General features: G+C 42.0%; 11 protein-coding genes and 1 riboswitch. All 11 genes read right to left on the bottom strand.

What is annotated here, in order from left to right:
- Positions 1-140 precede the first annotated feature (140 nt).
- Positions 141-518, bottom strand: coding sequence for an OsmC family protein (locus E4665_RS02725; protein ID WP_135347276.1), 378 nt, complete (start codon positions 516-518; stop codon positions 141-143).
- Between the two features lie 72 nt (positions 519-590).
- Positions 591-1,313: a DUF4430 domain-containing protein gene (locus tag E4665_RS02720; protein ID WP_135347275.1), complete on the bottom strand. Its 723-nt coding sequence runs from the start codon at positions 1,311-1,313 to the stop codon at positions 591-593.
- Positions 1,310-2,695: a prenyltransferase/squalene oxidase repeat-containing protein gene (locus E4665_RS02715; RefSeq protein ID WP_135347274.1), complete on the bottom strand. Its 1,386-nt coding sequence runs from the start codon at positions 2,693-2,695 to the stop codon at positions 1,310-1,312. Before E4665_RS02715 ends, E4665_RS02720 begins: the two co-directional genes overlap by 4 nt.
- Before the next feature lie 97 nt (positions 2,696-2,792).
- Positions 2,793-2,864: riboswitch (adenosylcobalamin-variant (AdoCbl-variant) riboswitch) on the bottom strand.
- 3 nt (positions 2,865-2,867) lie between these two features.
- Positions 2,868-3,362: an ECF transporter S component gene (locus E4665_RS02710; RefSeq protein ID WP_135347273.1), complete on the bottom strand. Its 495-nt coding sequence runs from the start codon at positions 3,360-3,362 to the stop codon at positions 2,868-2,870.
- 119 nt (positions 3,363-3,481) lie between these two features.
- The gene (locus tag E4665_RS02705; RefSeq protein WP_135347272.1) at positions 3,482-4,072 is read right to left on the bottom strand and encodes a cob(I)yrinic acid a,c-diamide adenosyltransferase; all 591 of its coding nucleotides are present in this window, start codon (positions 4,070-4,072) and stop codon (positions 3,482-3,484) included.
- Between the two features lie 80 nt (positions 4,073-4,152).
- Positions 4,153-5,580: an APC family permease gene (locus E4665_RS02700; protein ID WP_167815085.1), complete on the bottom strand. Its 1,428-nt coding sequence runs from the start codon at positions 5,578-5,580 to the stop codon at positions 4,153-4,155.
- A gap of 143 nt (positions 5,581-5,723) precedes the next feature.
- A complete protein-coding gene (gene eutC, locus E4665_RS02695) occupies positions 5,724-6,494 on the bottom strand; it encodes an ethanolamine ammonia-lyase subunit EutC (RefSeq protein ID WP_206663547.1) in 771 nt (256 codons plus the stop codon).
- A 12-nt stretch (positions 6,495-6,506) separates the two neighbouring features.
- Positions 6,507-7,865: an ethanolamine ammonia-lyase subunit EutB gene (locus E4665_RS02690; protein ID WP_135347269.1), complete on the bottom strand. Its 1,359-nt coding sequence runs from the start codon at positions 7,863-7,865 to the stop codon at positions 6,507-6,509.
- A gap of 28 nt (positions 7,866-7,893) precedes the next feature.
- Positions 7,894-9,303, bottom strand: coding sequence for an ethanolamine ammonia-lyase reactivating factor EutA (locus E4665_RS02685; protein WP_135347268.1), 1,410 nt, complete (start codon positions 9,301-9,303; stop codon positions 7,894-7,896).
- Positions 9,304-9,507: 204 nt separating this feature from the next.
- Positions 9,508-10,923, bottom strand: coding sequence for a sensor histidine kinase (locus E4665_RS02680; protein WP_135347267.1), 1,416 nt, complete (start codon positions 10,921-10,923; stop codon positions 9,508-9,510).
- A 1-nt stretch (position 10,924) separates the two neighbouring features.
- Positions 10,925-11,506, bottom strand: a complete 582-nt coding sequence (locus E4665_RS02675; protein ID WP_135347266.1) for an ANTAR domain-containing response regulator — start codon at positions 11,504-11,506, stop codon at positions 10,925-10,927.
- Positions 11,507-11,766: the final 260 nt, after the last annotated feature.

The following is an 11,766-nucleotide window of genomic DNA, read 5'->3' as shown; positions in this document are numbered from 1 at the left end:
GATGAATCGCTTCAATTTTTCTTATAATAATTAACCGCCTTATGGAACGGCTTGGCAATGCCGGTCCATAAGACGGTTATTAGTAAGCAATTTCTCTGGAAGCGATTACCCATTCAGCTGATCGGACACATTATGAAGGGTTACTTAGTCAGAGCCACCTCATCAGAAAATGATACCGTTTCGTCAATTTCAATCGATGGATTGAGCGATTGAACCACAGGACAGTTCTTTGCAATCAGCCGCAGGTCTTTTATCGCTTTTTCCTGATCCGCTTCGTCGACATTTAAGACAAGATGCACATGAATCGCCGATATCGGATGGGTTCCCAGTTTCTCGTTAATTTCATAATCCACATCAACACTGATTAATTTGAACGGAATTTTCTGTTTCTTGAGAATGCCTTCATACACATAAGCGTTGCATGCTGCCGTCACAGCGACAACGGTTTGAATCGGTGAAAACCCGAGTTCTCTCAATAAAATCCAATTTCCGCTTTCATGAACCAGTTCGACATGCAATGTGTACGAACACTAATTGTGAGTGCACCAATTTCCCTGAGTGAATAAGACTTCTCTTAAAGTATTGAGCTTTTATTTTGAATAATACCAGTTAATCGTGTCATTGGGCCGTACACGATATGCCCCGGCACTGATGTTAGGGGCCTTTCCGTTTACGGTGTACATCCACCCACTGGCGGGCGATGTCTGGCCGGCTTTCTGGTTATTAATACTGCTTACATAGATTGAGCTTCCAAAACCGGAATAGCTGAACTCAATATTCTTTGTATATGTGAATCGCTGCAGTTCAGAAAATACACTGTCATTGGATTGATAGATGACGCTGCCCTGAGTATTAAAACCGTTTAGGCCATGAATCGTAACTGACACCTTTCCCTCAATTGAAGCTGGTCTTGATGAGGAATTTGATGATGCGGATATCTGCTGGCTGCTTTTTGTCTGGTCCGATTCATGCGTTACGGATTCATTTGTTTTGATCGTACCGCTTTTTGATGACTGATTGTTGACAGAAGATTTCTTTGATACTTCCGGTACATCACTTTTTGTATTCTCTGAGCTGGCAGCAGATGCCATTCGATCCGATTCTCTCTCTTTTTTTTCTTTCGGATCGGGTGATTTTTTTTCAGTGTTGTGACTATCAGGGGCCACAGAGGACTGAGACGATATATCCTGATTTGTAATCGGCGCAGATGATGGAGCAGTTTTCGTTTGTACCTGAAAGCTCCCGATAACCAAACCAATGCCGGTAACAATTGCTAATATAGGGATGACAAAAGTAATGAGTGTCTTTTTCACGCTCTTCGTCTCCAGATTGTGAGTCTATAGATCAATGCTGCTGCTCCGAGAAGAAAAATAATGATTCCGGTCAACAAAAAAACGGGATTTACAGCCATACTTCGTGTTGCTTTAGTTTGTGGTGTATTTTTTTTATTTCTGGTAGCCTGTGCCTGCCGTTTTTTTACTGCTTTGTGCGTTTTTGGTTGTGTACCTGATACTTTTGCTTTTGAATCGGGACTTTTCTCAGTTTTCCCTAGTGCAGAATGGACCGCGGCTTTGGAAGCAGGAACAGTCGAAGTTGTATTCTGTACAACAGATGTTATCTTGACTGGCGACGTTTTCCGAGTTCCAGCCAGATGACTTGTTTCAGAGGTAACCTGGACAACGGATTTTTTTGATGACGTATTGTTACTGATCCCTGACGTCTCAGACGAAGGCTTAATTACTGGTGCAGGTACTTTCACTACAGGATCTGAAGATATTGCCTTAGGAAAGACAAACAATTTTCCACCGGAAAAAAAAGTTTTGTAAGCGACAAGTGCCTTAAGCACTTCGTCGTTTGTCATCGGATCCTCAGGATAGCCGGACTGCCACATGTACCCATTTCCGGACTGGAAGGTGTAAAGATTACTTACCGGATTTTTACCGTTTTTATCAAATGGTCCGGTTGTTGGGTCGATGCCGACAGAAGTCAGACCGATAACCGCCTCCGCTGCTGAATTTGAGTTTTCGCCATAGTTGGAAAAACCTCCATCAGGCAATTCAGATCCTGCCAGATACTGGACAGCTTTATTAATCGCGTTTTTTACATCAGCCTGGCTCTGGTACGGAGCCAAAGCAGCCAAAGCGGCACCGGTGGTATCCACATCAGCAGGTGGCCCAGCATAACCCCAGCCTCCATCCTGATCGGTTTGGGATAATATTTTCTGAATCAGACCGGCAGGCGTATTCACCGCATCGACGGGAAGTTTGTCCTCATATGTATTGAGTGCGATCAATGCATAAATATTAGCAGAAGGGGTGCTCAATGAATTGTCTTTACTTAGTTCGCCAATCAAGTTTCTTCCATTAAAACTCATTGGATCCTGTTTCAGAGCCTTGAGAGCGATGATCACCTTTTCCAGCGATGTACCGGAGAGATTAGTCTCTGATTGGAGCTTACTCAGGTAGGCATCCTGATTCTCCTGAGTCAGCACACCATTCCGTGCTAACGCAATGACTGCCCAATCGTCCAATTGTCCGGTTGTATCTGTTAAAGATTGCGTCAGTTGTCCGGATTGTACGTAATTTTCCAGGCTGGTCAGATGAGTTTCAAAATCGTTAGGTGTTGCGGCTGAAACCGTAAAAGGAAACAAAATGGCTAAAAAGAAGGCTAGAATAATTGTTGTGTATCGTTTCATTTTAAAAACTCCTCTATAACTGTATAAATAAAGCCCCCACTGAATAGAATGGAGGCTTATTTCCTGACCTGTCTACCGCAAGTGGTTTGAAATTCGGGATTGAAGGAAAGATCGGACTTTAACTGTGACGGGATCGTTCAGGAATTTCACCTGATTCCATCCTTCAATCTTCTTATTTAATTTTTAATGATTCTTGTTCTTTCCTGAACAGCTTAAACAGCATAGGAGACAGAAGGCCAAACATTAAGTTTCCTACAGCATGATAAGTGTCAAAAAACAATCCACTGAGATACATGCTTATGACGGTCCAGATATTTGATGACATGAGAAAATAAGAACAAGCCATAATCAAACCGAATAAATAACCGGAAACAGCTAACCATCCGACGTAAAATAACTTTTTTTTAGGGAGAAAGCTGGAAATCAATCCGATTAACCCCCAGGCAGCCATTTGAAAAGGCGTCCAAAGACCAAGGCCTAAAATCAGATCGGATAAAAAAGCAACCATCAAACCTTCAATAAGTCCCATTTTCCAACCAAAAAACCATCCAGTGAGAATAATGATAATGGTTGCCGGTTGTATATTAACACCATGAATGAGCAGTCGTCCGGCTACAGCGGCTGAAGTCAGCAATGAAAGTAAGGTTATTTTACGAACCCTTAACAAATTAATCCCTTCTCAATGATCATAAAATATACATTTAATTTCAAATTATTTTTCGATTTCTATCGGGCTCTTTTAGGAGTCTGAACAAACGAATACACTATCAAGGCACTAAAACCAGCTTACAACTCCTTGTGACCGGTCTGCTCCCACTTGGTTACGTTCTCTTCTTTCATACTGGCACATTGATTCAGATACCGCGACAGTACAAAGAAGTAGTCCGACAGACGGTTTACTAAAACAAAGCTTTGCGGAACATCTGAATTCAGTCCGGTTAAAAAAGCTACATAGTCCCGCTCGCACCGACGGGTAATTGCGCGGGTCACTTGAGCGTAACTGGCCAGAATCGTGCCGCTGTACAGAATAAATTCAGTCAGCGGATCAACACGCTGATCCAATCGATCGATTTTTGACTCGAGCGATGTGACATGACTTTGATCAATATAAATTTTTGAAAAATTTGAGCTGATCTCGATCCCTATATGATAAAGCGCGTTCTGAATCCAGCTTAGATTCTTCAGTTCAGCCCTCAGATCATCCCGATGGTTATTCAAATTCAGATATTTGCTGATCAGCGACGACAGATAGCCGATGGATGCGGCGACCTCGTCTATACTGCCGTTCAATTCAATAAGCGGACTGCTTTTCAACGGACGTGATCCATTCAGAGTATTTGTTCTGCCAAGGTCACCATTACCTGTGTAAATCTTCATCAGACTCCCCTTTCTGTCAGCAATGACCTTTAAAAAGATTTTCATTCAGCCCATTTTGCTTCTGTGAGCGCAGTTCAAATTTAGTCGTCAAAATCTTTTACAATACGATCCACCTTTTCCTCTGAATCCGCACTCCCTATTTTCTTTTTAATTACAACAAAATAGATGACGAATCCGATCAGGATTAATACAATGGACAAGAGCGCCGTCATATGAAACTGGGTAGGAACAGTCAGTATCGCAAGTTCAAAAATCAGCCACAGAATAGCCAGAATAAATACCGGCTTTGCGGCTTTTCCAAGATTGAAATTGCCTTCTTTAATTTTTACATTTTTTCTCGCTAATCCATAACATACGATGGTTATGAAGTAGATAATGGCAGGAAGTATGGCCGTCACACCGATCAATGTGGTCAGTGAACTTGAGAATACCGTAGCCACAATGCCAAATACAAGAATCAGGATTGTCGCATAGATTGGCGACGAGGTTCTGGATGATACTTTTTTAAACAGATTGCTGAAAAAGAAGGCGCGATTTCGTGACATGACATAGACAAGTCTTGAACCGGAAGTCATGGCTACGGTACCGCAGGCAAATATAGAAATGCTCACGATGACCAGAAACAGTTTGCCTATTACAGATCCTAAGCTTGTCTGCAAAATATAGGGTAGCGGGCTGCTGGAGGCCAGCGTTGCCGGAAGACTTTTAATCGCAAGCGTTACAGCAACTAAGAATGCCGTACCGAATACACCAGCTAGGAATACGGAGCTTATTATCGCCTTCGGTACGGTCTTGCCAGGATTAATCGTTTCTTCACTTAAATTGGCCGCCGATTCGAACCCTACCAGAGTAAAGGCACCCATCAGCATACTCATCATGAATGGACCAATATAAGATGCTCCTTCGCCTTTATTTACCGTATTCAACAGAATTGACGGGTCGTTGCCGTTTTTCAAAGCAACGACTAATAACACAACCGTTAGCGCAATAATTCCAAGGCTTTCGGTAAATACTGCCGCGTTATTTATATAAGAAGCAAGTTTTACGCCAACGATGTTGATCGCTGCCTGAACAATTAACGTGACAATAATGATCGTTGTTATTTCAGAAGGGGTTCCCTTAAGACCAATTAACGTGGCAAAGATTGGCGCAACGCCTGAGTCAATTGCCGGAACAACAAGCACTAGAAAGCAGATACAGATCCAGCCAGTGATCCAGCCCATCATTTTGTTAGACAATCGCGTAATCCATTGATACGAATATCCGGAAATAGGAATGACACCGGCCAATTCCGCAAAAATAAGAGCGACAAGAAGCTGGCCGATAAACGTGACAACCCATGACCAGATACCGGCCGGCCCGCCGGTAGTAAGCACAAACTGATAATTAGCGAAAATACCGGTTGTAATCGAAATAAATGAAAAAGCGACGGCAAAGGAACTGAATAATTTCAGATTTCTTTTGAGTTCCTGCTTATAATCGGATCCTTCCAAAGATTCATTTTTCATAATTTCACTCCTATACATAATTTTCAAAAAATTAATTGCCCACACATTCTTACCCGTTCCCCAATGATTCCATCTCAATCAACGCGATCAACTCAGCCAGACCGTCTGTCCATAAAATCCCCCCTTTTGCGGACTATGCCTGATTAGAGTTTTAAATCAATCCCGCTCTTCTTTTCCTTCATCATCAATTCGATTAAGTAGGCGATCTGTGCTCCTGCCTCCACGGTCGGTGTACCATCGTTATAAATGTTGGAAATGACCGTCCTCTGTGATTCCGGCTTTACAGTGCTGGAATCATAGGCCATATAGGCGCTCATGCTTTCATTCGTGACCAATCCGGGTCTTTCGCCGACTAAAAGAACAGTTACTTTGGCATTCAGGGCCTCACTGATCGCGTCCATTGTGGCCACTCTGCCATATTTAACAAAGATAGGTGTGCCCATTTTATATCCTTTTGCCCTGACCCTGTCAGAAATGATTGAATAGGTATCCTCCAAATTGGCATCAATAGCGAAGGCGCTGAGCCCGTCGGCGGCTATAATCTGGATATCAGGGTTCACGATACACCTGGCCTTGACTTCCTCTATTGTATCTTTTGAAAATTTCCTGCCTAAATCAGGTCTTGTAATATATTCTTGCTTGTCTCTGACAAGCGTCTTTATCTTAAAGAACCCTAATCGATCAACAAGACTTTCGTCTACATCGGACCAGACAGAATCATTGGCCGCCGCGTGATCGGCGAGAAACCTGAGTAATGTCTCCGTCCTGTATCTTGTTCCAGCCCTCCCGACGCAAACCCGGGCATTTGTCGATTCTTTCAGTTTGACGCATGCTTCTATACTTTTAGGATTTCTTACAGTAACTCTGGAAGTATAATCAACAGCAGAAATATCTCTTACCCATTGTTCGTCCACACGCATTCACTCCTAAACCATGAATATGGAAGGATCTCCGGCTTTTTCTGTAAGTTTTCCGTTTTCCATTATGCCAAGAGATTCCATGCTTTCTTCAAATTCTTTTATCGGCCTTTTATTTGTGATTTCTCTGATCGTGGCGACATCATGAAAACTCGTCGTCTGATTCATAAGCATCACATCATCCGCAACAGGCAGCCCCATGATATAGGTGCAGTCAGCCTCCGCTAGCAGCATTTCCAGAATTTCCGAATCATTCTGGTCCGAGGCCATATGATTGGTGTGACAACAGTCGACACCCATTGGCAGCCCTGTAAGTTTACCCATAAAATGATCCTCCAGTCCGGCCCGGATGGTCTGTTTGCCATTGTACAGATATTCCGGGCCGATAAAGCCGACCACTGTATTGACAAGAAAGGGATGATATCTTTTTGCCAGGCCGTAACATCTGGCTTCCATAGTTACCTGATCCGCGCCATGATGTCCTTCTGATGACAATTCAGATCCCTGACCCGTTTCAAAATACATGAAATTGTTTCCGATGCAGCTTTTCTTTTCCTGCATGAGCGCATATGCCTCATCAAGAACTGCTACATCGATACCGAAAGCTCTGTTTGATTTCTCGGAACCGGCAATACTTTGAAACATCAGATCCATCGGTGCTCCCCTTTTCAACGATTCCATCTGGGTTGATACATGGGCAAGCACACAATTCTGGGTTGGAATGGACCACTTCTCTTCAAATTCCTTAAATTTATTTAAAACTAGGGTAACCATATTGATGTTATCTCCCACAGGATTCAGTCCGATCACCGCGTCGCCGACACCATAGCTAACGCCTTCCATGACGGATGCCATAATCCCTTCGATATCATCCTTTGCATTGTTGGGCTGCAGCCTCGCTGAAAATGTGCCTTGTTTACCAATCGTCGTATTACAGGTCGCCGGATTTTTTATTTTTTGAGCGGCATAAACCAGATCCATATTACTCATCAGTTTGGTCACAGCTGCCACCATTTCCGATGTCAGGCCGTCTCGAATTTTCTTGATTGATGGCTCATCCGAACTTAACAGGAATTCTCTGAATTCACCGACCGTAAGCGATTTTATCTTGTTAAAGGCTTCTTCGTTAATACTGTCCTCAATGATTCTGGTTACCTCATCCTCCTCATAAGGGACAACCGGATGATTCCGCAATTCTTCAAGTGTGATCTCTGATAGGACGACTTTTGCGGCGACTCTTTCTGCCGAGCTTCCGGCAATGATACCTGCCAGTGCGTCGCCCGCCTTCTCCTCATTTGCCTTGGCTAGTACATCCTTTATATTTTTAAAAGAATAGACTTTCCCAAACAGCTTTGTTTTTAAAATCAAAAAGTCACCCGCTCTCATACTTGCTTCTTCAGTTTTTAAAAATTAACGTTTTAATGACTACCGGCACAGTGTTTTCGATCGGCTTTCCAATGTCAATATAGTCACCCGTATCCACCTTAATATTATCAATGCAGATCACTTTCTTAGTATTCCCGACCCTGTCCTGAATGGTTTGTCCCAATGCTTTCGCAAAATCATTTTCCACAACAATAATGATCGGATTGGCCCGGTCTTCAAACACGCTGACAATGGATTCCGCCATTTTTTTAATCTGCAGATACCTTGGCGACTTGGGTCCTCTGAAAGCGATGGCTACATCCTCATCCGTATACAAGCTGATTTTTTCACGGATACTTTGATCCATAAAATCGATGTCTTCACTCCCACCATTGAAAACCTTCACGATCGGAATATTTTTGATCGGCAAGATATCCTCCTCGAAGAGGATCGTGCTTCCGCTCAGTTTAATCGAATGAGTACCCGCTCCGACTACTGTGGCCCTTATTTTCTCCTTTGGCTCCAGAAGCTGATCGCCGCTCTGTTTGAAAATTCTCCTGATCGAATAGCCAAAAAGAGGGCCTATATCTCCGAACTTTGCAGTATCGGCCAATGTCGCGATCGTGTCGTTACTATAAATGAACTCGGCAACGCCTCCTGAAAACATGAATGTCTCTGCTTTTAAGTTCTTGTTTTTATGTTGAATGAAAAGGCCTTCTTCTTCCCGGGTTAACTTTTCATTGGACGCAATCTTCAGTATTATTCGGGCGAATTTCATGCAAAGTACATTCAAGTCTTCAAATTCCGGCCGTTCTCCCACCTGAAGATTCAATTTTAAAACATCGATGATTTTTCCAATCTTGTCGGATATGTAAGCAACTTTGCCCTGCTTGTTAAACCTGATCAGCCTGCCTCCGATATCAAGTGCAAATGAATCCACTAGTTCTCCTTCAGAGAATACGGATGCATTGGTCGTTCCGCCGCCTATATCAAAATTGATCACTTTCCTGAAGGCCGCTCGAGACACAGCGGCTGCTCCCGAACCAAACCCGGCAAGAACGGCTTCCAGATCGGCCCCCGCTGTGGCCACGACAAAGTCACCAGCAAACTCTGATAAAGCATTCAGGACCTTTTCTGCATTTTCTTTTCTTGCCGTTTCTCCAGTTATGATAATGGCGCCTGTTGAAATATCCTCTTTGTGTATCCGTGCCCGTACGTATTCTTTGCCAATCAGCTCTTTTAACTTTGTCAGATCGATCATTTCTCTGGAAACCAGAGGAGTAAAGTGGATTTCACTTCTATAAATAATGTCTTTCCCAACGATCTGAACTTTCGGTACAAGAAAAGCGCTCGCCGTATTCTGTACCGTAAATTCACTGAAAATAACCTGTGTCGTTGTTGTACCAATGTCGATGCCCACGCTTAAGATTTTATCTGCCATTACTAGGCATCACCCCCGAAAATACGAAAAATGGGGCTTAAAATATTGGTCATATTTTAAGCCCCATTGCTTATTAGTCGCTATTTATTTTAAATTTCAAATTCAGCCATCTAACCAAGGGAATGCGCCATTGCATTTCCCTCGAAATCAGTTTAGCATAATGATCTTATAATGTAAAATATATTTTTTATTTTTTGACTTTAATCAATTTTTAAAATAGAATGCGGCCTTTGTTCCTTTTTCTGTTGATTCAATATTAATTTCTCCGTTAAGTTTGTCTTTGACAATACTTTTAACAATGTCCAGACCCAAGCTGTTACTCCTGGTTAAATCAACATCAAATCCCTGCCCGTTATCAATGACTGATATATTGGAATACATGATGCCCTTTTTGATTATCACTTCAGTATACCCTTCTTTTTTATTTCTGAAGGCATGTTGAAGTGAATTCTCAAGTAGTTCGTTCAAGACGATCGCAATGGATGTCGCTTTATCTGAGTCCACATGAAAACTGTCCCCAACAAGTCTTACATCAATTCTATTATTGTACTGAGCGATATTTCTTAAAGCATTGTCCCTGATTTTCGACAGAATTGTCTTAATATCAACATCATCGATCCCGTTCTGGGACAGCACCTCATGGGTCGCCGCAATACTCATGATCCTGCCGATCGATTCATCGAATGCCCTCTTCGCTTCCTGACTATTAATCCTTCTGGACTGCAGCCTTAAAATACTGGCGATGGTCTGAAGGTTATTTTTTACCCGATGATGGATTTCTCTGATCGCGATCGCTTTTAAGATAAGCTGTTTTTCTTTCTCTTTTATATCGGTCACGTCTTTGATCAGCATCACGACACCATTGGCCTCATCGGATTTCTTTATAACGGCGTATTTAATCTGCAAGGCTATATTTCCGATCGATACTTCGCATTGTATTGACTTTTTCTTTTGTAGAATCTCGGAAAAGCCAGTATTACTGAGTACAAGGTTATGAAACGTCATTCCAGTTATTTCGTCTTTATAGCCAAGTTTCTTATAGAGACTTTCAGCAGTATGGTTAACATAAATGGAGTCGGCATTCTGATCAAAGATCAGTATTGCGTCATTAATAAGATTGAAATCAATCGTATTCTGCAGATTCGGTTTTTCTAAATTCATTAGTGTGCGGCTTAACTGTTCAGTGGTTTCGGAGAGGATCTCCATGTTCCTGTTTTGACTCACATCTTCGGTGACATCACTTTCCATGATCAGAACACCGATGACATAATTCTTTTTATTTTTGATCGGTACCGTATTTTGTTTTACCATTCGATTTTCCTGAGTGACAGCTTTCAGATCTGAAGTGCCCATTCCGATCTCCAGGGTTCTCAGAACTGCCGGTTCGTTTTCTCTGAAAACAAATTCACCAACCGTTGTGGTTTGATATAAGGACAAATGGTTCGAGGGCTTCGCCTGCGCTACTGCAATTGCCATGTCGGAATTTTTGATGATGCAGTCAATAAAAATATCCGCTTTAACTAAATTTGCGATACTGGGGAGATACTGTGCTATATTTTCCAATAAGGATATATCATCTTCAGAAAGGTACGTATATTTTTCGCATAGCTTTCGCAGCACATCAATCAACCTCTCCATACAGTTTAAGCAATTTCACTGAAGTCTCAAGAATAGAACACTGTCTGTCCATACTTAGTTTTCTGATTCTGCGGTATGCTTCATTTTCGGTTATCGAATATTTCTCCATCATAACTTCTTTGGCCTGATCGATGATTTTCGTATCTTTTATCTTTTTCTTGGATTCAGCTATCTCTTTTTTCATTTCCTTTATTTCTTTTCCCTTTGAGATCGCAATTTCTATTTGCGGAATTAAATTGCGATCATCAATCGGTTTGACAATATAACCGATCACGCCGATTTCTTTGACCTTATCGATAAATTCTTTACCGCTGTACGCGGTGAGCATGACGACGGATTCTGAAAGATTTTCCTTCAGGATCATCTGTGCAGCCTGAATGCCATCCAGCTTTGGCATTTTTATGTCCATAATCACTAAATCAGGTCTATGTATTCTGCACAATTCAACGATTTCAAGTCCATCGGATGCCTCTCCAACCACGTCATAACCGGAACTTGTCAGGATCTCGGAAATATCCATTCTCGTAATCGGTTCATCTTCCGCTAGAACGATCCGGTGTTTCATCTCCAAAATCACCCCTTTAACACAAATATTCGAAAAAATCATTATTTTATTATAAAATGATCAATTTATTGATTGCAATAGCAATCAGGTATCTCTATTTTCTTTCCAGTCAAATTTTGACCATTCTCTATCGATGGAATAAACATGTCGTTCTCACCGTCATAAACATAATCCCATTGAGTTACACCATGTAAGTGCAGATAGATACATTGAAATGTCCAAAAGCGTTATTTTGATAAGAAAAAACTTTTTTTCTAATA

This window comes from Sporolactobacillus shoreae (genome assembly GCF_004684935.1).
In the GTDB taxonomy this organism is placed as follows: domain Bacteria; phylum Bacillota; class Bacilli; order Bacillales; family Sporolactobacillaceae; genus Sporolactobacillus; species Sporolactobacillus shoreae.
Note: the sequence above shows the minus strand (reverse complement) of the source record. Positions and strands in the feature narration are given on the sequence as shown.

Coding starts and splice junctions, on each gene's coding strand:
- E4665_RS02715 (WP_135347274.1), bottom strand. CDS start 2,695: ATGAAACGATACACAACAATTATTCTAGCCTTCTTTTTAGCCATTTTG.
- E4665_RS02705 (WP_135347272.1), bottom strand. CDS start 4,072: ATGAAGATTTACACAGGTAATGGTGACCTTGGCAGAACAAATACTCTG.
- E4665_RS02700 (WP_167815085.1), bottom strand. CDS start 5,580: ATGAAAAATGAATCTTTGGAAGGATCCGATTATAAGCAGGAACTCAAA.
- E4665_RS02685 (WP_135347268.1), bottom strand. CDS start 9,303: ATGGCAGATAAAATCTTAAGCGTGGGCATCGACATTGGTACAACAACG.
- E4665_RS02675 (WP_135347266.1), bottom strand. CDS start 11,506: ATGAAACACCGGATCGTTCTAGCGGAAGATGAACCGATTACGAGAATG.